Source organism: Burkholderia sp. BCC0398 (assembly GCF_902833245.1).
Taxonomy (GTDB): Bacteria; Pseudomonadota; Gammaproteobacteria; order Burkholderiales; family Burkholderiaceae; genus Burkholderia; species Burkholderia sola.
Genome location: NZ_CADFEM010000001.1, coordinates 575160 through 594924, shown reverse-complemented (window position 1 = coordinate 594924; position 19765 = coordinate 575160). Strand labels below are relative to the sequence as shown.

The window sequence follows — 19765 nt, the reverse complement described above, 5'->3', positions numbered from 1 at the left end:
CGCTGACGACGCGCGCCGGCCGGGAGAGGGTCAGCGGCCCGACATCGTCGTCGTCGCGCCCGGTTCCTGTACGCCGAAGCAGCCGCGATAGGTCGCGTAGAACGAGCAGTACAGCATCGTGACGATGATGATCGTCACCGGCATCATGATCGTCAGCGCGTACGCGCCGGCGCCGAGCGCCTGCAGCAGCAGCGACAGCGCGAGCGACGTGCCGAGCGCGACGGCGAACCACAGCACGCCGTACACGACGAACGCGCCGCGATTGCGCCAGCAACTGACGACGCTGAAGAACAGCGCCTTCGCGGGCGGAACGTCATGCCACGCGACCAGCACCGGCGCGAACCAGAACAGCATCGCGATCGGCAGATAGAGCAGCGTCGCGAAGAACAGCGCGCCCAGCGTGCCTTGCGCGGCGAGCGTCTCGGGCGTCGTGTTCGCTTCGTCGGCCGCGCCCATCATCACGTGGAACAGCGCGCCGCCGTCCACGAGCGACGACGCGGCGAACACCAGCACCATCGACGCGACGTAGATCACGCCGAGCACGAGCAGCCGCTGGGTCGCGACGGTGCCGTACGAGCGAAAGCCGTCGACGAGGATCGTCGGCATCACGGTCTTGCCGGCCACCGTGTCGCGGCACGCGGCCATGAAGCCGACCGCGATGCCGGGAATGAATACCAGCGGCAGCGCGGAGCCGATCACGGGCACCATCGACACCAGCGTGATCGCGAGCAGATACGTGAAGAACAGCGTGATGAACGCGAGCGGATTCCGGCGGAACAGCCAGATGCCTTGACGGAACCAGACATAGCCCGTTTTCGCGGGCACTTCGATCAGTTGCATGCGGTTTGGATCTCGGGAAGCGCGGGCGTATGCGCGATACGCTCACGCAGGATGCGTTCGAAATGGCCGGGGTCGTGCGGCTTGAGCATCTCGGCCGCGCGCGGCAGGTAGAAGTCGTACAGGCGCGACACCCAGAAGCGGTACGCGCCCGCGCGCAGCATGTCGCTCCAGTGGCGGCGTTCCTCGGCCGTGAACGGCCGGACCGTCTGGTACGCGCGCAGCAGCGCATCGGCGCGCGCGACGTCGAGCACGCCGGTCGCGAGGTCGACGCACCAGTCGTTGACGGTGACCGCGACGTCGAACAGCCACTTGTCGCAGCCTGCGAAATAGAAGTCGAAGAAGCCGCCGAGCCGCACGTCGTGGCCGGTGCCGGGCGCCGCGTGCGCGAACAGCACGTTGTCGCGGAACAGGTCGCAATGGCATGGGCCGGCCGGCAGCGCCGCATAGTCGTCCGACGCGAAGAAGCCGGCCTGGTGCGCGAGCTCGCCTTCGAGCAGCGTGCGTTGCGCGTCCGTGATGAACGGCACGATCGCCGGCACGTTCTCCTGCCACCACGGCAGGCTGCGCAGGTTCGGCTGGCTGCGCGGATAGTCGCGGCCCGCGAGGTGCAGGCGCGCGAGCATCTGCCCGACCTCGATGCAGTGTTCGACTCCGGGCGCGAGTTCGGCCGCGCCGTCGAGTTTCGTGACGATCGCGGCCGGCTTGCCGTGCAGCTCGCCGAACAACGCGCCGTCGTCACGCGGGACCGGGTCCGGCACCGGCACGCCGTGGGCGGCCAGGTGGCGCATCAGGTCGAGGTAGAACGGCAACTGCTGCGCCGTGAGCTTTTCGAAGATCGTGAGGACGTATTCGCCGCGCGTCGTCGTCAGGAAGAAATTGCTGTTTTCGATACCGGACGGAATGCCGCGGAACGCAAGCACGTCGCCCAGTTCGTAGTGGCGCATCCATTGCGCGAGATCGGAGTCGGAAACAGCGGTGAAAACGGCCATGCGGGATGCGTCAGGTCAGGGTGTCGGCACGCGGGCGGCGTGCGGCGCGACAGCGGGTGAAGGGGCGGGGCGGCGCGGTCGGGGCACGGCGTCTCGGAATCAGTAGTGCAGGTTCAGCGACGGCAGGCGCGTGATCGGGACGCCCGCGTCGTGCGGCTTCGGCGACGTGTCGGGCGTCGAGCTCATCTGGTAGCGCGTGCCGAAGTTCGACTTCACGTCGATCTCGACCGGCTTGCCGCGGTCGCGGTACTCGGTGACTTCGGTGCCGTTCTTGCTCTTTTCGTGGAAGCTCGGCGTGCGGCGGATGTCGGCGAAGTCGACTTTCGACGTGACTTCGGCGCCCGGTCGGTTGATCTTGCGGAGATCGGGCAGGCCGGCGGCTTCGTTGGCCTCGGCCCGGGCCTGCGCGTCGGCGTCAGGCGTGCCGCCGGCGGCATGAGCGACGCTGGCGGCGGCAAACGCGACGGCAGCGGCGACGAAAATGAGCGGCTTCATGATGAGTCTCCAGTGAACCTACCGATTTTAGCAAATACTGCGCGCCATCCGGCCCCGGCGTGCGCAGGGGCGGCCATAAGCGCGACCGGGTTCCGTGGTAATGTCGTCGGATCAGACGAGGTAATGACAATGAAGAACGATTTGAGCCGCCGGCACCGTGTGCTGTCGCCCGAAAGCCCGTCGATCGAGGCTTTCGACGATCCGATCGCTGCCGTCGCGCGGCTGTCCGCCATTTACGACACGAATACGGGCTTCTTGCGCGATGCATTTGCGCGCTATCGCCGCCACGAAGCGATTACCGAGCACGTGCGCGCGTGCTATCCGTTCGTGCGGATCCGCACCGACGTCAACACGCACGTCGATTCGCGCCGCTCGTACGGCTTCGTCGCGGGGCCGGGCGTATTCGAGACGACGGTCACGCGCCCCGATCTCTTCGCGAACTACTACCGCGAGCAACTGCGCCTGCTGGCGAAGAACCACCATGTCAAGATCGAGATCGGCGTGTCGTCGCAGCCGATTCCGATCCATTTCGCGTTTCCGGAAGGCATCCATCTCGAGGGCGAGCTCGATCGCGACCGCCTGCTCGCGATGCGCGACATCTTCGACACGCCCGACCTGTCGTATCTCGACGACCGCATCGTCAACGGCACGTTCGAGCCGGCGCCGGGCGAGCCGCATCCGCTCGCGCTGTTCACGGCCGCGCGCGTCGACTTCTCGCTGCATCGGCTGCGCCACTACACGGCGACGTCGCCCACGCATTTCCAGAACTACGTGCTCTACACGAACTACCAGTTCTACATCGACGAGTTCGTGAAGCTCGGCCGCACGATGATGACGGAAAGCGACGATCCCGAGGTGCGCGCGTACCGCAGCGAGTACAGCGCGTTCGTCGAGCCGGGCGACGTCGTCACGTACAACGCGAACCTCGGCGGCGAGCCGGCCGAGGGCACCGCGCCGCCGCGCCTGCCGCAGATGCCTGCGTATCACCTGAAGCGCGCGGACGGCAGCGGGATCACGATGGTCAACATCGGCGTCGGCCCGTCGAACGCGAAGACGATCACCGATCACATCGCGGTGCTGCGCCCGCACGCGTGGGTGATGCTCGGCCACTGCGCGGGGCTGCGCAACACGCAGCGCCTGGGCGACTACGTGCTCGCGCACGGCTACGTGCGGGAAGATCACGTGCTCGACGCCGACCTGCCGCTATGGGTGCCGATCCCGGCGCTGGCCGAAGTGCAGCTCGCGCTCGAGCGCGGCGTGGCCGAGGTCACGCGGCTCGAGGGCGTGGAACTGAAGCGCGTGATGCGCACGGGCACGGTCGCGAGCGTCGACAACCGCAACTGGGAGCTGCGCGACCATCGGGAGCCCGTGCAGCGGCTGTCGCAGAGCCGCGCGATCGCGCTCGACATGGAAAGCGCGACGATCGCCGCGAACGGTTTCCGCTTCCGCGTGCCGTACGGCACGCTGCTGTGCGTGTCGGACAAGCCGCTGCACGGCGAGCTGAAGCTGCCGGGTATGGCCGACACGTTCTATCGCGGACAGGTCGACCAGCATCTGCAGATCGGCGTGAAGGCGATGGAGATCCTGCGCACGAACGGGCTCGACAAGCTGCATAGCCGGAAGCTGCGGAGCTTCGCGGAAGTGGCGTTCCAGTAACGCGCATGACTGGCAGGCGGGGCGATGGGCTGCCGGGCTTTGCGGCGGCCGGCGCGCGCCTGCCCTGCGTCACCCATCCGGTCGCCGGGACACTCGTCGTGGCCGCAATGTGGCCTTCGTACTCGGACGCGACCATTTTCTCCAATTTGGAAGTTGTCCTATAGTTTTGTCCTTGTCATCGAGAATATGCTCTCCTGCGTGGCGTTCTCCGACGCCCGCACGAAGGAACGGCGAACAGCCGATCCAATTGATTCCTATAATATTGAGAGTAGACATATCCGATGAAAATCAAAATCCTGCTGGCTTCCCTGATGCTCACTGCTTCGCTATCGGCCATGGCTCAAGCGGTGATCGGTCCATCCAAGCCGCAGCCGCCTTGCGAAAGAGAAGCGGTGCTCGGCCCGTCCGATCCTTGCAAACCTGTCGCAGTGGTCGGCCCGAGCAAACCCAAACCGTGTTGGTGCTACATCGTTAAGTAAGCCGTGAAACAGGCGCGCCCATCCTTGGGTGCGCCTCGTTCGCAGGTTGAAGAGCGACAGGGAAGGGAACGCGTCGATGGCGCGACGGAGCGGCCTCTACTGCGCAAGCCCGGGGGAGACACCGGCAGCCTGGAGATTTCATCGTTCATCAGCCGTCGGCTTTTTCCCGTCATTGTGATCGCTACGGTCTCCGTTCTGAGCGGCGCCATGAAGGCGTGCCCGGCACGGAGGATCGATTGAAGGCGGTGACGGTATTCGTCTGCGTCGCCGTCGGCGGCGTCAGTTGGGTGCGTTGAACTGCATGTGCTCCAGTGGCGCGGGCCGCACGTTCCGTTGTCTTCGCGCAGCGCACGCCTTCAACCGGGTCAGCTCCCCGCATCGCCGTTACCACTGCACCGGTTCGACCGTTCGATTGAACGCGACCTCGAGCAACGCGTTTTCAGCATCGTCGAGCGTCAGATCGAGCGCCGCGAGCGCATCGTCCAAGTGATGCGGCTTCGACAGCCCGACGATCGGCGCGGTGACGCCGGGCCGGTGCAGCGCCCACGCCAGGGCAATCCGCGCGGGCGGTAGCCCATGCGCCTGCGCCACCTGCCTGACCGCATCGACGGTCGCCGCGACCGCGTCGCGCCCGTCGTACCAGGACACCATTTGCCGGTCGGTTGCGGCCCGCGTCGTCGCCGCATCACGCGAGCCGGCCAGTAGCCCGCGGCCGAGCGGGGACCACGGCGTGTAGGCCATCCCTTCTGCGATGCAAAGCGGCAGCATGTCGCGCTCGTCGTCGCGGCAGATCAGGCTGTACTGGCTCTGCATCGACACGAATCGGGCGAGTCCGTGATGCCGTTGAAACGCGAGCATCTTCATGAATTGCCATGCATGCATCGACGACGCGCCGAGGTAGCGGACCTTGCCGCTCCTCACGAGGGTATCGAGCGCATCGAGCGTTTCTTCGATCGGCGTGTCCGGATCGAACCGGTGGATCACGTAGAGATCGACGTAATCCGTCCCGAGGCGCTGCAGCGACGCATCGATGCTGGCGAGCAGATGCTTGCGCGACAGCCCGCGCGCATTCGGCCCGTCGCCGGTCGGAAAGAACGCCTTGGTTGCGATCACCACGTCGTCGCGCGTCGCGAAATCGCGCAGCGCGCGCCCGAGAATGCGCTCGCTCTCGCCGCCCGAGTAGATGTCGGCCGTGTCGAAGAAATTCACCCCCGCATCGAGTGCCGTGCGAATGAAAGGGCGAGCCACCTCCTCGGTCGTGACCCACGGGCGCCATGACGGGTCGCCGTAGGTCATGCAGCCCAGGCACAGCGTCGACACCTTCAGCCCGGACGCTCCCAGTCTCACGTATTCCATCGGTTCTTCCTCCGTGGCAGTGCCGGTCAGCGCATGCCGCCGATCGTGTAGCCGCCGTCGACCAGGAGCGATTCGCCCGTCACGAAGCGCGCTTCGTCGCTGCAAAGCCAGACGGCCGCGTCGGCCACGTCTTCGGGCGTGCCGATCCGCCGGGCGGGCGTGAATGCGGCGAACGGGCGGAACATCTCGTCGTCGCCGAAACGGCGCGCCATCGGCGTATCGATGATGCCGGGGTTTACGTTGTTGATCCGGATGCGGTGCGGGCCGCCTTCGAGCGCGACCGCGCGCACCAGCGCATCGAGCGCGCCCTTGCTGGCCGAATAGGTCGACGAGCCGGCAAGCGCGCCTTTCGCGAGCCACGACGACGTATTGACGATCGCACCGCCGCCGTGCGCGAGCATTGCCTCCATTTCGTATTTGATCGACAGCCACGTACCCTTGAGATTGGTGGCGATCACCGTGTCGAAGTCGGCCTCGGTCTGTTCCACGATCGGCGCGAACGCCCCTTCCGTACCCGCATTGTTGAATGCCGCATGCAATGCGCCGTAGCGTCCGATCGTTGCGTCGACGAGCGCACGCACGCCATCGGCGGAGGCGACGTCGATGGTTATCGCGAAGGCTTCGCCGCCGCGCCCGGTAATCGCGCGCACGGTTTCGTCGAGCGGCGCCGCGCGCCGTCCGGCAACGACGACGCGGGCGCCTTCACGCGCGAATGCGAGCGCGGCCGCCCGGCCGATGCCGGTGCCGCCGCCGGTGACGAGCGCGACGCGTCCGTCGAGCCGGGGCCGCGTCGCGGCGGAAGAGGTTGACAGGCTCCGTGAATCGGACATGACGAGTTGCTCCATGCGAAGGGAAACGAGCCGGCCGACTGGCCGGGGGCAGGGTCGAGGTGCTTAGTCCTGGCGGTCGGGCACCGTCAGGGGCGCGCCAGGCGTACCGGCGTAGAACACGATCAGTTCGGCGCGCTCGTCGCCGGTCTCGCCGCGATGGGCGCCGTCGATCATTTCCGGCACCACGTCGCCGGGACCGAGCGCCAGCCGCTTGCCGTCGCTGCGGCGCACGGCGGTGAGGTGGCCCGACAGCACGTAGCCGATGTTGATCGACGGATGCGTATGCCACGGCAATACCGCGTGCGGCGGAATCGTGTAGCGTACGACCGTGATTTCCGGTTGTCCTGACGGATAGGTGCGATATCGCGAGCCGTCCCACGCATGCGTGGTTCGCAGCAGTACCGTCTCGGTCACGCGGCTGCCCGCGTCCGCTTCCTGTGCGATTGCTCGGGGCGAACCGGCGACGATCAATGCGGCCGCGAAGACGGTTCGCGAAACGACTGAAAATGAAAATGTGTTCATGGCGACGGGCCGTTTGGCCCCGGGTATCCAGACAGCGCCATTGTGCGAAGCAGGGTGCCGCGCGAATAGCACCTGACCGGTTGAAACCGATTCAACCGATCGGACAGGCGTTACGATGCCAGGGACGATCGCCCGGGCGTTCCGGGCTTGACGGGAGCTGCGAATGGATCGGTTGAAGGCGCTGACGGTATTCGTCCGTATCGCGGCCGCGGGCGGTATCAGCGCGGGCGCCCGCGAGCTGGGCATGACGCCGCAAGCGGCCAGCAAGCAGGTCGCGGCGCTGGAAGCGCTGTTGAACGTGCGGCTGCTCCAGCGCTCGACGCGCGGGATCGTGCTGACGCTCGAGGGTGAGCGTTTGCTTGCACAGTGCCGCGGCGCTGTCGGGGAACTGGAGAGCGCGCTGCGCATGCTCGACGACGATCGGGCGCACGCGGCCGGCACGATCCGTGTTGCGGCGCCGTATTCGCTGGCTCGGCGCTTTCTCGCGCCACTGCTCGGCGAATTCTGCGACCGGCAGCCGGGCGTCACGGCCGAGCTGATCGTCAGCGACGACATGGCCGACATCGTCGAGCAGCGGATCGACATCGCCGTGCGGACCGGCAATCTGCCCGACAGCGGGCTCGTTGCACGACGCATCGCCGATCTGCAATTGATCGTCTGCGCGGCGCCCGCGTATCTGCGTCGACACGGCGAGCCGCAGACGATCGACGCGCTGCGCGATCATCGTTGCACCGCGTTCCTGTATCCGCGCACCGGCAAGCCGTTTCCGTGGGAATTCCTGGTTGATGGTCGGGTCGACACACGACAGATCGCCCCGTTCATCGCGACCAACGACATCGATGCGGAACTCGACACGGTACTGAGCGGCGCCGCGATCGGCCAGTTCTTCGGCTATTCGGTTCACGCGCACATTCGCGAGGGGCGTCTCGTGCCGCTGCTGATCCGGCACGTGACCTGCCGTTACGGCCTGCACCTGTGCATGCCGCAGCGCATGCATCTGCCGCGGAGGAGCCGTTTGCTGATGGATTTCCTCGCCGCCCGGCTTGGCGCGCATCCGGATCTCGCACCGCTTTCGTTTGCGGAGGTGTCGGCATGACACACGCGTGATCGCGGGCGAGCCTCCGTGCGGCTGCGCGTCGTCGCTCCGCGCTCGCCCATCTTCAAGAGCCCCGGCTGGCAATGACAGTCGTCATGGTCGCGATCGGCGCGTTCGTCGGGCCGTGCGACGTCGTCACGGCCAATGCGAACCCTGGTGGCGAGTCGGGCGAGGTCGCCGCGCCGTTGCGTGCGCCGCAGATGCCCGCATCACCTGAAGCCGGGTTCGGGCATCGGGAGGCGGTACGCGCTCGCCGAGCATCAGTTCGCGAGCTCGGCGTTGCGAGCGAGCGACAGGTCTTGATGCGTCTCGCGCATCGCGGCGAGTGCGGCTTCGAGCATCGCGATCGCATCCGTGCGCCGCTTGATCGCCAGCCGCTGTTCTCCGAGCGCCCGCAGCGGTGCGCCGCCGAAATAGTCCATGATGTCGGGCAGGCGGCGCACGACGCCGCGGCTGCCCCAACAGCCGTCGTCGATTTCCGATGGAAAGACCCACACACGCGCCGCGATGGTGGCGATCGGCACGCCTTCCGCGCGAGCCACAGCGGCGGTCACGTCCGCAATCAGCCCAGCACGCGCGGCGTCCGTGTACTGCCCTTCCGGCACGGTCGGCACGATCCGATAGATCGGCGCGGGCGCGACCGCCCCGGCGCGATACACGGCCGCCGGCCGATGGACGAAGATCCATGTCACGTCCCGCACGCGCGGATTGTCGGGATCGAGTCCCTCGTGGCGGATCAGCGTGTCCATCAGTTCTTCCATCAGTTGTGCTTCGGCATCCGGTGCGAGCGCGCCTTCGGGAATGTATACGTCGATCATCGGCATGATGGTGTCCTGGTTCGGTGGAGAGGGTGCCGCTCCGAGGCGGGGCGACGTGAATCCAGTGTACGAACCTCATGCTGACGCGCAGAGTGGCGAAACTGCCATTCGACGATGCCATTTCCGCCATCGTTTCCGATGCCGGTTGCGCGAGGTTAGGGCGTGAAGCGACGGCGATATTCGCCGGGGGAGATGCCGGTCTCGCGCTTGAACAATTGCCGAAAGCCGCTGATGTCCGCGTAGCCGACGCGCTCGCAGACCGTGTCGATCGCGAGCTTCGTTTCCGCGAGCAGCCGCTTCGCGACTTCGATCCTGAGTGTCTGCAGATACCTGAGCGGCGGCGCGCCCACGGCGTCTCTGAAGCGGCGGTGGAGCGAGCGTTCGCTCATCGCGACGTGATCGCTCAGCCGGGCGAGGCTGAAGGGTTCCCGCAGGTGCTTTTCCATCCAGCGCTGGGCGCGCGCGATGGTTGGATCGTCGTGCCCGCGATGGCCCATCCGGTCGAGGTCGATGAACGAATCCTGCGAGACGCGGTTCATGTCGATCAGCATGAGCCTGGCGACCGACGCGGCAAGGCGCGCATTCGCCAGTTTGTCGATGAGTCGCAGCGCGAGATTCTGGTACGAGGTGACGGCGCCGCCGCACAGGATGCCGTCCTGCTCGGTCAGGATGTCCGACGCACGCAGCGCTACGTCCGGATAGCGTGCGCGGAAGCTCGATGCTTTCGACCAGTGCGTCGTGGCAAGGCGGCCGTCGAGCAGGCCGGCCTCCGCGAGCAGGAATGTGCCGGTGCAGTACGTCGCGATCAGCGTGCCGCGTGCGTGTTGCCGGCGCAGCGCGTCGAACAGTGGCGCGAGCGTTGCGGGCCGATCGAGCAGCCGCTCGAGATCCGCGACGAACGGGCTGGTCAGCCAGATCGCGTCGGCGGGACTGCTGCCGTCGATCGCGCCATCGACCGGGATGATCAGGCCGGAGGTCGTTCGCACCGGCCGTCCGCCGATCGATTCGACGCGCCAGCGAAACGGTGCGCTCGTGCGGCCCTGCGAAGTCGTCGAGGCGAGATGGTTGGCCGCCGCGAGCATGTCAGTCGGCGCGGCGACGCCGGATGCAAGGGCCTGATCGACGACCCAGATTCGGATGAGCGGCATGAGTGGCGGAAATGGCCTCGGAGAAGGGCGATACTACCACCCGGTGCCGAGCGATTTCGCGGGTCGTCAGGCCGTCGATTCATGCGGTCGGGCGCTCGACAATCAAAAGGCCGCCCGGCGCCGAAGCGCCCGGGCGGCCTTGCGTGCATCGAGCGACCGCGCCGTGCCGGTCAGCACTCGCCTTTCTTCGCGTGTCCCGGCGGGCAGTGATAGCCGCGGTGATCGTCACGGCCGCGATAGCGCTGGTGATCCTCCCACTCGCGGCGTTCCCAGTAGCGGCGGCCGTCCCAGTAGCGATCGCCATGCCAGCCAATGATGATCGCGGGCGCCGGGGCGACCACGACGGGCGCAGGCGCGACGACGACCGGTGCGGGCGTGCCGATGTTGACGTCGACGTTGACGGCGTGGGCGAGGCCGGACAGCGAAAGGCCGAGGCCGGCGAAGGCAAGGGCGATCAGCGAGCGTTGCATGTTCTTTTCCGTGAGGTCGTTATAAGAGGCCGGCGCGACACGATGGAAGCGAGGGGGACCGTTCCACCGGGGGGGAACGCCGGGCCGACACAATGCAGTGTGCTGGTACGCGACGAAAAAGGCGAGGCGTGTTTGTTACGGCGGATTGGCGGCCGGCAGGCGCATGGGAACGGATACCACGCCGAACCGTTTGACAATGGCGGGCTGCGGGCAGGGCGGGCCGCGCTGTGTCGCACGGCGCCGGCTGCGCGAATTTGACATTCGGCGGCGCGCGGCCGCGGCGCGGGATTAACAGCGCGTTACAAAGTGACACGCGGCAGGTGGCGGGATCGCCACGCGTGCCGTGCGGGAAGCCGTCCGCCGTCCGCCGGCCGTCGGGCCGGTGGACGTCACGGATGGATTACAGATAGAACATCCGGTCTTCTTCGGGGCGCGGCGGATGGCCGTCTTCGTCCGAACCTTCTTCCTCGCCGCTGTCCTCGTAGAACGCGAGCACCGCGTCGAGCACCTGGTCGGGGTCGTCGATCACCTGCATCAGATCCATGTCTTCCGGATTGATCAGGCCCATCGGAATCAGTTGATCGCGGAACCATTGCAGCAGCCCCTTCCAGAACTCGCTGCCGACGAGGATGATCGGCACGAGGCGCGATTTTTTCGTCTGGATCAGCGTGAGCACTTCGGACAGCTCGTCGAGCGTGCCGAAGCCGCCCGGCATCACGATCACCGCATCCGAATTCTTCACGAACGTGACCTTGCGCGTGAAGAAGTGGCGGAAGCGCAGCGAGATGTCCTGATAGTGGTTGCCGGCCTGCTCGTGCGGCAGCTCGATGTTCAGGCCGACCGACGGCGCCTTGCCGGCGTGCGCACCCTTGTTCGCGGCTTCCATGATGCCGGGGCCGCCGCCGGAGATCACCGCGAAGCCGGCGTCCGACAGCTTGCGCGCGATCTGCGCGGCGAGCTTGTAGTGCGGCGTGTCGGGTTTGAGGCGGGCAGAACCGTAGATGCTGACAGCCGGGCGGATCTCCGACAGGTACTCGGTCGCCTCGATAAACTCTGCCATAATCGTGAACATCTGCCACGATGCGCGCGCCTTCTTGGCCGTCGCGCGCTCTTGATCTGCGAGCGAACGCAGACTCGGAATCACTTTTCTCTTGTTCATAATGCCTGAAGAACGAAATCTGGAAGGTAAGACCCTGCTATTGGTTGACGGTTCGAGCTATCTGTATCGGGCTTACCATGCGATGCCTGATTTGCGTGGCCCTGGCGGGGAGCCGACCGGAGCGCTCTACGGAATCATCAACATGCTGCGCCGTATGCGCAAGGAAGTCAGTGCAGAGTATAGCGCTTGCGTGTTCGATGCAAAGGGCAAGACGTTCCGCGACGACCTTTATGCCGACTATAAGGCAAACCGTCCGTCGATGCCGCCCGACCTCGCGTTGCAGGTCGAGCCGATCCACGGCGCGGTGCGCGCGCTCGGCTGGCCGCTGCTGATGGTCGAAGGCGTCGAGGCCGACGACGTGATCGGCACGCTCGCGCGCGAAGCCGAACGGCACGGGATGAACGTGATCGTGTCGACGGGCGACAAGGATCTCGCGCAGCTCGTGACCGACCGCGTCACGCTCGTCAACACGATGACCAACGAGACGCTCGACCGCGACGGTGTGCTCGCGAAGTTCGGCGTGCCGCCCGAGCGCATCATCGACTACCTCGCGCTGATCGGCGACACCGTCGACAACGTGCCGGGCGTCGAGAAATGCGGGCCGAAGACGGCCGTGAAATGGCTGTCGCAATACGACAGCCTCGATGGCGTCATCGAACACGCGGCCGACATCAAGGGCGTGGTTGGCGACAACCTGCGCCGCGCGCTCGACTTCCTGCCGCTCGGCCGCAAGCTCGTGACGGTCGACACCGCGTGCGATCTCGCACCGCATCTCGACTCGATCGAAGCGTCGCTGAAGAGCGACGGCGAGGCGCGCGACCTGCTGCGCGACATCTTCGCGCGCTACGGCTTCAAGACCTGGCTGCGCGAAGTCGAGAGCGCACCGGCCGAAGGCGGCGGCGCTGACGCGCCGGAAGGCGAGCCGGCTCCGGTGATCGCAGCCGACGTCGTGCGCGAATACGACACGATCCAGACTTGGGAACAGTTCGATGCGTGGTTCGCGAAGATCGATGCGGCCGCGCTGACCGCGTTCGACACCGAGACGACCGCGCTCGATCCGATGCTCGCGCGGCTCGTCGGCCTGTCGTTCTCGATCGAGCCGGGCAAGGCGGCCTACCTGCCGGTCGCGCACCGCGGCCCCGACATGCCCGAGCAGCTTCCGCTCGACGAAGTGCTCGCGCGCCTGAAGCCGTGGCTCGAATCGGCCGATCGCAAGAAGGTCGGCCAGCACCTGAAGTACGACGCACAGGTGCTCGCGAACTACGACATCGCGCTGAACGGCATCGAGCACGACACGCTGCTCGAATCGTACGTGCTCGAATCGCACCGCACGCACGACATGGACAGCCTCGCGCTGCGGCATCTCGGCGTCAAGACGATCAAGTACGAGGACGTGGCCGGCAAGGGCGCGAAGCAAATCGGTTTCGACGAAGTGGCGCTCGAGCAGGCCGCCGCGTATGCAGCCGAAGATGCGGACATCACGCTGCAGCTTCACCAGGCGCTGTATCCGCAGGTCGCGCGCGAGCCGGGCCTCGAGCGCGTGTACCGCGAGATCGAGATGCCGGTGTCGCTCGTGCTGCGCAAGATGGAGCGCACCGGCGTGCTGATCGACGACGTACTGCTGCAGGCGCAAAGCACCGAAATCGCGACGCGCCTGATCGAACTCGAGGGCGAGGCGTACGAACTGGCGGGCGGCGAATTCAATCTCGGCTCGCCGAAGCAGATCGGGCAGATCTTCTTCGAGAAGCTGCAGTTGCCGGTCGTGAAGAAGACGCCGAGCGGCGCGCCGTCGACCGACGAGGAAGTGCTGCAGAAGCTCGCCGAGGACTACCCGTTGCCGAAGCTGCTGCTCGAGCATCGCGGGCTGTCGAAGCTGAAGTCGACCTATACCGACAAGCTGCCGCGGATGGTGAACCCCAGCACCGGCCGCGTGCACACGAATTATGCGCAGGCAGTCGCGGTGACGGGCCGCCTTGCGTCGAACGACCCCAATCTTCAGAACATTCCGGTGCGCACGGCCGAAGGCCGGCGCATCCGCGAGGCGTTCATCGCGTCGCCGGGCCACCGGATCGTGTCGGCCGACTATTCGCAGATCGAACTGCGGATCATGGCGCACATCTCGGGCGACGCGTCGCTGCTGCGCGCGTTCTCGCAAGGCGAGGACATCCACCGCGCGACGGCCGCCGAGGTGTTCGGCGTGACGCCGCTGGAGGTCAATTCCGACCAGCGCCGGATTGCGAAGGTGATCAACTTCGGGCTCATCTACGGGATGAGCGCGTTCGGGCTCGCATCGAATCTCGGCATCACGCGCGACGCGGCGAAGCTCTATATCGACCGCTATTTCACGCGCTATCCGGGCGTCGCGCAGTACATGGAAGACACGCGCGCGATCGCGAAGGAGAAGGGCTACGTCGAAACCGTGTTCGGTCGCCGCCTGTGGCTGCCGGAGATCAACGGCGGCAACGGTCCGCGCCGCCAGGCGGCCGAGCGCGCGGCCATCAATGCACCGATGCAGGGCACGGCGGCCGACCTGATCAAGCTGTCGATGATCGCGGTGGACGACTGGCTCACGCGCGACCGGCTTGCGTCGCGGATGATCATGCAGGTGCACGATGAACTGGTGCTCGAGGTGCCCGACAGCGAGCTGTCGCTCGTGCGCGAGAAACTGCCGGAAATGATGTGCGGCGTCGCGAAGCTGAAGGTGCCGCTGGTCGCCGAAGTGGGCGCCGGCGCGAACTGGGAAGAGGCACACTGACGCACCCCGTGCGATTCCCCGCTTCCCGCGGCATATTGTTGCAGGGATGCCAAATATCGAGATGGTTTGCTTGTGGTCAACGCGCAAGCTCCCGGACAATGCATGTCAGTCATGTCATTGACGCGGGGCGGCGCGCCCCGCGTGCCGGATCGGTCGCATCGTAGTGCTTCGAACTGCACATCGATGATGTCCGAACCGGTTAATCCACCGGGCGGCGCGCGTGCATCGCGTTTGCTTCATCCGGCGGCAGCCGTTTCGACTCGCAAAGGGAGAATCAGATGCATCGGATCATCATCGTAGGCGGAGGCGCGGGCGGCCTGGAACTGGCGACGCGGCTCGGCGACCGTTACGGTGCGCGCGGCAATCGTCCCGCGCGTGCGCTCGTCACGCTCGTCGACCGCAATCCGACTCACATCTGGAAACCGCTGCTGCACGAGGTCGCGGCCGGCAGCATGGATCCGTTCACGCAGGAACTCGAATATGCGGCGCAGGCACGCTGGCACGGCTTCGAGTTCCAGCAGGGCGAGTTGACCGGGCTCGACCGCGCGGCGAAGCGCGTGACGCTGTCGCCGCTCAACGACAGCGACGGCGAGGAACTGTTGCCGGCGCGCGAGCTGGAATACGACACGCTCGTGATCGCGATCGGCAGCACGACCCACTTCTTTGGCGTGCAGGGCGCGCCGGAAAACGCGATCGCACTCGACACGGTCGGGGAGGCCGAACGCTTCCGCAAGCGGCTGATCGCGGCATGCATGCGCGCCGAGCACCAGGCACCGGCGCCCACCGTGCCCGGCGAGTCGGCCGAGCCGCGTATCCAGGTCGTGATCGTCGGCGGCGGCGCGACGGGCGTCGAGCTGTCCGCGGAGCTGCGCAATACCGCGCAGGTGCTGTCCGTGTACGGGCTGCACAAGCTCGATCCGCGCCATGACGTCGGCATCGTGCTGATCGAGTCGGGGCCGCGGATCCTGCCGGCACTGCAGGAGCGCGTGTCGACGGCGACGGCCGAACTGCTCGAAAAGCTCGGCGTGCGGCTGATGCTCGGCGAGCGCGTGACCGAGGTGGCGCCCGGGCTCGTGCATACCGCGAGCGGCAAGGCGGTGCGCGCGGACCTGACGGTCTGGGCGGCCGGCATCAAGGCGCCGTCCGTGCTGTCGCACCTCGACGGCCTTCAGGTCAACAAGCTCGGTCAGCTCGACGTGCGCCGCACACTGCAGACCTTCACCGACGACAACGTGTTCGCACTCGGCGATTGTGCGGCCTGTGCATGGCCGGGCAACGAACGCAACGTGCCGCCGCGCGCGCAGGCGGCGCACCAGCAGGCGAGTTTCCTGCTCAAGGCGATCGGTTGCCGGCTCGAAGGGCGCCCGCAGCCGGAGTTCACGTATCGCGATTTCGGTTCGCTCGTATCGCTCGGTCACTTCAGCGCGGTCGGCAACCTGATGGGCGGGCTGATCGGCGGCAACATGCTGATCGAAGGGCTGTTCGCACGCTTCATGTACATGTCGCTGTACCGGCTGCACATCGCGGCGCTGCACGGTTATCCGCGGATGATGCTCGACACGGTCGCGCACTGGCTGCGACGCACGACGCTGCCGCGCGTCAAGCTGCACTGATCGCGTCGTCGCGCGCGGAGCGGGCGGGGAATGCGCATGTCGTGCGTGTTCGCCGCCCGTTTTTCTTTTCGATTCGCGAGGATTCGGTCGCGCGCCGAAGCGCGAGACGTGCGGCCGCGCGTCGTAATCGAGTCTTACACATCCGACAGTTGACGCGACAACGGATTATTGGGCATCTTGTCCGGGTTTTCGTTTGCGGCGGGGTGCCAACCGCCGCGACTTCCGCGCCGCGCGCCGGTGCGATGCCCCGTCATGCCGTATCCGCGATCGTGACGGCGGCGCCCAATCGAGGAGTGCATTCATGTTGAAACCCGAAGTCGACAGCCTGGTCCCCCACGTCCCGTTTTCGCGCCGCAAGTTCATGCAGGCTGCGCTCGGCGGCACCTTCGCGGCGGCCGTGCTGCCCGTGTCGGCGCAGACGGTCACGACCGACAGCGCCGGGCTGGACGTCGACACCATCGAGATCCGCTCGGGCGATGCGAGTATTCCGGCGTATCGCGCCCAGCCGATCGACAAGACGAACCTGCCGGTCGTGATCGTGATCCACGAGATCTTCGGCGTCCACGCGCATATCGCCGACGTGTGCCGGCGCTTCGCGAAGCTCGGCTATCTCGCGATCGCGCCCGACCTGTTCGCCAGGCAGGGCAATGCGGCGAAGTATCCGACGATGAAGGAGCTGTACGACCACATCATCAGCAAGGTGCCGGACCGGCAGGTGACGGAGGATCTCGATGCGACCGCCGCATGGGCCGGCAAGAACGGCGGCGACCTGTCGCGTCTCGGCGTGACGGGGTTCTGCTGGGGTGGCCGCCAGGCATGGCTGTATGCGGAACACAATCCGCACGTGTTGGCCGCCGTCGCGTGGTACGGGTTCGTCGAAGGCAAGACCGACGAGATGACGCCGTTCAATCCGGTCGACCATGCGTCGTTGCTGAAGGTGCCGGTGCTCGGGCTGTATGGCGAGAAGGATCAGAACATCACGCAGGCGTCGCTCGCGGACATGCGCAAGGCGATCCAGGCGAGCGACTCGAAGCGCGCGCGCGAATCGGAGATCGTCGTGTATCCGGATGCCGGTCACGCGTTCTTCGCCGACTACCGGCCGAGTTACGTGAAGGGCGATGCCGAGGACGGCTGGAAGCGCGCGATCGAGTGGTTCCACAAGTACGGCGTGATGTAAGCGACGAGCGGCGGCAACGGCCGCCGCATCATCGTCGTCGCGCCGCGCGGGTGCTCAAGGATTCGGGCCGGTCGCGATCGGCCGCGACGGATCGGCGCTCCATTCGCTCCACGAGCCCGGGTACAGCGACGCGCCGTGCAGGCCGGCCACTTCCAGCGCCAGCGCGTTGTGGCATGCGGTGACGCCGGAGCCGCATTGCAGGATCACGCGGTTCGGCTCGGTGCCGGCCAGCACGGTGGTGAATGCCTCGCGCAATTCATGGCCGGTCTTGAAGCGGCCGTCGGCGGTCAGGTTGTCCTTGAAGAAGCGGTTGCGCGCGCCCGGAATGTGCCCGCCCACCCGATCGATCGTTTCGTTTTCGCCGCGATAGCGATCCGGTGCGCGGGCATCGATCACGACGCGCGCGGGCGACGACACGTTCGCGAGCACGGCCGCCGCATCGACGGTCGATTCGAGCGGCGTGGCCGAGCGGAAGTCGCCGGCGGCCGGGTGCGGCACGTCGGTCGTCAGCGGCTGGCCGGCCGCTTCCCAGGCCTGCAGGCCGCCATCGAGCACGGCGACCGAATCGTGGCCGAGCCAGCGCAGCAGCCACCACAGGCGCGCCGCATAGGCGCCGCCTTGCGCGTCGTACGCGACGACCTGCTGACCCTGCTTGAGGCCGCGGCTGGCGAGCAGCGTCGCGAGCGCGTCGCGGGTCGGCAGCGGATGGCGGCCGTTGGTGCCCGTCTTGCGGCCTGACAGGTCGCGATCGAGATGAAGATAGTGCGCGCCGGGGAGGTGACCGGCCGCGTAGGCGGCTTCGCCGGCGCCGGGATCGGCGAGATCGAAGCGGCAGTCGAACAGCGCGACGCTGCCGGGCGCCGCGGCCAGGCGCTCGGCGAGATTGGCGGCGGAGATGAGCGTGGTGTAATGAGTGTGTGGCATGACGACTCCCTGGAGTGCAAATGGCCTGACACTCCAAGTCTAAACAAAAAAAGACGGGCCGAAGCCCGTCTTTTCGTCTGCCGGATGCCGCGCGGCGTCAACGCGCCGCAGCCGCTGTCAGAGGCCGCCGAGGTGGCGGCGCAGGAACTCGTGGAAGTGCTGCATCCCGTCTTCCATCGGGCTCTGGTACGGGCCGACCTGCGACTCGCCGCGGGCCATCAGCGCACGGCGGCCCGCGTCCATCCGCATCGCGATCTCGTCGTCCTCGACGGCCGTTTCCATATAGGCGGCACGCTCGGCCTCGACGAATTCGCGTTCGAACAGCGCGATTTCCTCGGGGTAATAGAACTCGACGATGTTGGTCGTCTTCTGCGGCCCGCGCGGAATCAGCCACGACACGACCAGCACGTGCGGATACCACTCGATCATCAGGCCCGGGTAGTAGACCATCCAGATCGCGCCGAACTCCGGCGGCACGCCGTTGCGGAACTTCAGCACCTGCTCGTGCCATTTCTGGTAAGTCGTGCTGCCCGGTTTCGCGAGGGCGTTGTGCACGCCGACCGTCTGCACGCTGTACCAGTCGCCGAACTCCCATTTGAGATCGTCGCACGACACGAAGCTGCCGAGACCCGGGTGGAACGGGACGACGTGGTAATCCTCGAGGTAGACCTCGATGAACGTCTTCCAGTTGTAGTCGCACTCGTGCACTTCGACGTGATCGAACTGGTATTCGGCGAAGTCGAAGTGATGCTTCGTGCCGAGGTTCGCGAGATCGCGCGCGACGTTGCGGCCCTCGGCCTCGAACAGCAGCCCCTGCCAGTTCTGCAGTGGGCTCTTGCCGAGGTTCAGGCACGGCTTGTCGGGGAAGTGCGGCGCGCCGAGCAACTGGCCTTCGAGGTCGTACGTCCAGCGGTGCAGCGGACACACGATGTTCTGCGCATGGCCGCGCCCGTTGAGCATGATCGCCTGCCGGTGGCGGCACACGTTCGACAGCAGCTCGATCTGGTTCGTCTGGTTACGGACCAGCACGCGGCCTTCCTTCTCGGACGGCAGCGCAAAATAGTCTCCCGCCTCGGGCACCATCAACTCGTGCCCGACGTAACGAGGACCTTTCTTGAAGAGGGTTTCGATCTCGCGCTCGAGTAGCGCCTCATCGAAATATGCAGTGACTGGAAGCTGGCTGTGGGCCGACTTCAACTGAAGCGCATCGCTCAGATTGGACATTCCCACTCCCGGTGTTAGCGTGAAAGCAGTGAACAACCCAACCATCGAAAAATCGATTTAGGGAAACGGGCAATTATACCCGGTTCGCCCCGCAAGGCTAGGATTAAGTGCCTGATTTGTGTCAATTTTTTGTCGGGCGACCGTCCCAAGGCGCACACTGTGCGTCGTAGATGGGGCCGGAATTGTGCGCGGGCGCCCACGACGGCAGGTCGGA

The 19765-nt window shown here is 66.4% G+C and carries 18 protein-coding genes; 6 read left to right on the top strand and 12 right to left on the bottom strand.

The window, feature by feature from the left end:
* Nucleotides 1-30: 30 nt before the first annotated feature.
* From HWX76_RS02600 to HWX76_RS02590, 3 genes are all read right to left on the bottom strand, one after another.
* Nucleotides 31-840: a BPSS1780 family membrane protein gene (locus HWX76_RS02600; RefSeq protein ID WP_175976762.1), complete on the bottom strand. Its 810-nt coding sequence runs from the start codon at nt 838-840 to the stop codon at nt 31-33.
* Nucleotides 831-1829, bottom strand: coding sequence for a homoserine kinase (locus HWX76_RS02595; protein WP_050011351.1), 999 nt, complete (start codon nt 1827-1829; stop codon nt 831-833). Before HWX76_RS02595 ends, HWX76_RS02600 begins: the two co-directional genes overlap by 10 nt.
* Nucleotides 1830-1928: 99 nt before the next feature.
* The gene (locus HWX76_RS02590) at nt 1929-2324 is read right to left on the bottom strand and encodes a hypothetical protein (RefSeq protein ID WP_176015437.1); all 396 of its coding nucleotides are present in this window, start codon (nt 2322-2324) and stop codon (nt 1929-1931) included.
* Between the two features lie 129 nt (nt 2325-2453).
* Here HWX76_RS02590 and HWX76_RS02585 point away from each other — a divergent pair, with 129 nt between their 5' ends.
* Both HWX76_RS02585 and HWX76_RS02580 read left to right on the top strand, forming a co-directional pair.
* Nucleotides 2454-3980: an AMP nucleosidase gene (locus HWX76_RS02585; protein WP_050011350.1), complete on the top strand. Its 1527-nt coding sequence runs from the start codon at nt 2454-2456 to the stop codon at nt 3978-3980.
* 281 nt (nt 3981-4261) lie between these two features.
* Nucleotides 4262-4459, top strand: coding sequence for a hypothetical protein (locus HWX76_RS02580; RefSeq protein ID WP_124593245.1), 198 nt, complete (start codon nt 4262-4264; stop codon nt 4457-4459).
* A 384-nt stretch (nt 4460-4843) separates the two neighbouring features.
* Here the strand turns inward: HWX76_RS02580 and HWX76_RS02575 are convergent, their stop codons facing one another.
* The 3 genes from HWX76_RS02575 to HWX76_RS02565 form a co-directional block, all read right to left on the bottom strand.
* On the bottom strand, nt 4844-5815 hold the full coding sequence (locus HWX76_RS02575) for an aldo/keto reductase (protein ID WP_050011349.1): 972 nt from the start codon (nt 5813-5815) through the stop codon (nt 4844-4846).
* Nucleotides 5816-5841: 26 nt separating this feature from the next.
* Nucleotides 5842-6645 carry a glucose 1-dehydrogenase gene (locus HWX76_RS02570; protein WP_124630550.1) on the bottom strand — a complete coding sequence of 268 codons (804 nt, stop codon included), beginning with the start codon at nt 6643-6645 and terminating at the stop codon, nt 5842-5844.
* A 63-nt stretch (nt 6646-6708) separates the two neighbouring features.
* Nucleotides 6709-7059: a cupin domain-containing protein gene (locus tag HWX76_RS02565; RefSeq protein WP_239468960.1), complete on the bottom strand. Its 351-nt coding sequence runs from the start codon at nt 7057-7059 to the stop codon at nt 6709-6711.
* Between the two features lie 271 nt (nt 7060-7330).
* On the opposite strand from HWX76_RS02565, the gene HWX76_RS02560 reads away from it, so the two are divergent.
* Nucleotides 7331-8263: a LysR family transcriptional regulator gene (locus HWX76_RS02560; RefSeq protein ID WP_050011346.1), complete on the top strand. Its 933-nt coding sequence runs from the start codon at nt 7331-7333 to the stop codon at nt 8261-8263.
* A gap of 260 nt (nt 8264-8523) precedes the next feature.
* Here HWX76_RS02560 and HWX76_RS02555 read toward each other — a convergent pair whose 3' ends face one another.
* The 4 genes from HWX76_RS02555 to HWX76_RS02540 all read right to left on the bottom strand — a co-directional run bounded on the left by HWX76_RS02555 (nt 8524) and on the right by HWX76_RS02540 (nt 11858).
* Nucleotides 8524-9087, bottom strand: a complete 564-nt coding sequence (locus tag HWX76_RS02555) for a Tautomerase enzyme (protein ID WP_089489136.1) — start codon at nt 9085-9087, stop codon at nt 8524-8526.
* Between the two features lie 149 nt (nt 9088-9236).
* Nucleotides 9237-10229 carry a helix-turn-helix domain-containing protein gene (locus tag HWX76_RS02550; protein WP_050011344.1) on the bottom strand — a complete coding sequence of 331 codons (993 nt, stop codon included), beginning with the start codon at nt 10227-10229 and terminating at the stop codon, nt 9237-9239.
* A gap of 170 nt (nt 10230-10399) precedes the next feature.
* Nucleotides 10400-10699: a hypothetical protein gene (locus HWX76_RS02545; protein ID WP_050011343.1), complete on the bottom strand. Its 300-nt coding sequence runs from the start codon at nt 10697-10699 to the stop codon at nt 10400-10402.
* A 400-nt stretch (nt 10700-11099) separates the two neighbouring features.
* Nucleotides 11100-11858: a TIGR00730 family Rossman fold protein gene (locus HWX76_RS02540; RefSeq protein WP_050011342.1), complete on the bottom strand. Its 759-nt coding sequence runs from the start codon at nt 11856-11858 to the stop codon at nt 11100-11102.
* 1 nt (nt 11859) lies between these two features.
* Here HWX76_RS02540 and polA point away from each other — a divergent pair, with 1 nt between their 5' ends.
* The 3 genes from polA to HWX76_RS02525 all read left to right on the top strand — a co-directional run bounded on the left by polA (nt 11860) and on the right by HWX76_RS02525 (nt 17403).
* A complete protein-coding gene (gene polA, locus HWX76_RS02535) occupies nt 11860-14613 on the top strand; it encodes a DNA polymerase I (RefSeq protein WP_050011341.1) in 2754 nt (917 codons plus the stop codon).
* Nucleotides 14614-14891: 278 nt separating this feature from the next.
* Nucleotides 14892-16226: an NAD(P)/FAD-dependent oxidoreductase gene (locus HWX76_RS02530; protein WP_050011340.1), complete on the top strand. Its 1335-nt coding sequence runs from the start codon at nt 14892-14894 to the stop codon at nt 16224-16226.
* 301 nt (nt 16227-16527) lie between these two features.
* Complete coding sequence (locus HWX76_RS02525) at nt 16528-17403, top strand: dienelactone hydrolase family protein (protein ID WP_050011339.1); 876 nt, start codon at nt 16528-16530, stop codon at nt 17401-17403.
* A 54-nt stretch (nt 17404-17457) separates the two neighbouring features.
* Here HWX76_RS02525 and HWX76_RS02520 read toward each other — a convergent pair whose 3' ends face one another.
* Nucleotides 17458-18327, bottom strand: coding sequence for a sulfurtransferase (locus tag HWX76_RS02520; protein WP_050011338.1), 870 nt, complete (start codon nt 18325-18327; stop codon nt 17458-17460).
* Between the two features lie 117 nt (nt 18328-18444).
* Entirely contained in the window at nt 18445-19551 is a 1107-nt protein-coding gene (locus HWX76_RS02515; RefSeq protein WP_050011337.1) for an aromatic ring-hydroxylating dioxygenase subunit alpha, read from the bottom strand.
* Nucleotides 19552-19765 lie beyond the last annotated feature (214 nt).

What these genes read in the sequence shown, in the direction of transcription:
- HWX76_RS02600 (WP_175976762.1), bottom strand. Translation starts at nt 840, where the DNA reads ATGCAACTGATCGAAGTGCCCGCGAAAACGGGCTATGTCTGGTTCCGT.
- HWX76_RS02575 (WP_050011349.1), bottom strand. Translation starts at nt 5,815, where the DNA reads ATGGAATACGTGAGACTGGGAGCGTCCGGGCTGAAGGTGTCGACGCTG.
- HWX76_RS02580 (WP_124593245.1), top strand. Translation starts at nt 4,262, where the DNA reads ATGAAAATCAAAATCCTGCTGGCTTCCCTGATGCTCACTGCTTCGCTA.
- HWX76_RS02540 (WP_050011342.1), bottom strand. Translation starts at nt 11,858, where the DNA reads ATGAACAAGAGAAAAGTGATTCCGAGTCTGCGTTCGCTCGCAGATCAA.
- HWX76_RS02550 (WP_050011344.1), bottom strand. Translation starts at nt 10,229, where the DNA reads ATGCCGCTCATCCGAATCTGGGTCGTCGATCAGGCCCTTGCATCCGGC.
- HWX76_RS02530 (WP_050011340.1), top strand. Translation starts at nt 14,892, where the DNA reads ATGCATCGGATCATCATCGTAGGCGGAGGCGCGGGCGGCCTGGAACTG.
- HWX76_RS02595 (WP_050011351.1), bottom strand. Translation starts at nt 1,829, where the DNA reads ATGGCCGTTTTCACCGCTGTTTCCGACTCCGATCTCGCGCAATGGATG.
- HWX76_RS02590 (WP_176015437.1), bottom strand. Translation starts at nt 2,324, where the DNA reads ATGAAGCCGCTCATTTTCGTCGCCGCTGCCGTCGCGTTTGCCGCCGCC.
- HWX76_RS02520 (WP_050011338.1), bottom strand. Translation starts at nt 18,327, where the DNA reads ATGCCACACACTCATTACACCACGCTCATCTCCGCCGCCAATCTCGCC.
- HWX76_RS02555 (WP_089489136.1), bottom strand. Translation starts at nt 9,087, where the DNA reads ATGCCGATGATCGACGTATACATTCCCGAAGGCGCGCTCGCACCGGAT.
- HWX76_RS02515 (WP_050011337.1), bottom strand. Translation starts at nt 19,551, where the DNA reads ATGTCCAATCTGAGCGATGCGCTTCAGTTGAAGTCGGCCCACAGCCAG.
- polA (WP_050011341.1), top strand. Translation starts at nt 11,860, where the DNA reads ATGCCTGAAGAACGAAATCTGGAAGGTAAGACCCTGCTATTGGTTGAC.
- HWX76_RS02545 (WP_050011343.1), bottom strand. Translation starts at nt 10,699, where the DNA reads ATGCAACGCTCGCTGATCGCCCTTGCCTTCGCCGGCCTCGGCCTTTCG.
- HWX76_RS02525 (WP_050011339.1), top strand. Translation starts at nt 16,528, where the DNA reads ATGTTGAAACCCGAAGTCGACAGCCTGGTCCCCCACGTCCCGTTTTCG.
- HWX76_RS02560 (WP_050011346.1), top strand. Translation starts at nt 7,331, where the DNA reads ATGGATCGGTTGAAGGCGCTGACGGTATTCGTCCGTATCGCGGCCGCG.
- HWX76_RS02585 (WP_050011350.1), top strand. Translation starts at nt 2,454, where the DNA reads ATGAAGAACGATTTGAGCCGCCGGCACCGTGTGCTGTCGCCCGAAAGC.
- HWX76_RS02570 (WP_124630550.1), bottom strand. Translation starts at nt 6,645, where the DNA reads ATGTCCGATTCACGGAGCCTGTCAACCTCTTCCGCCGCGACGCGGCCC.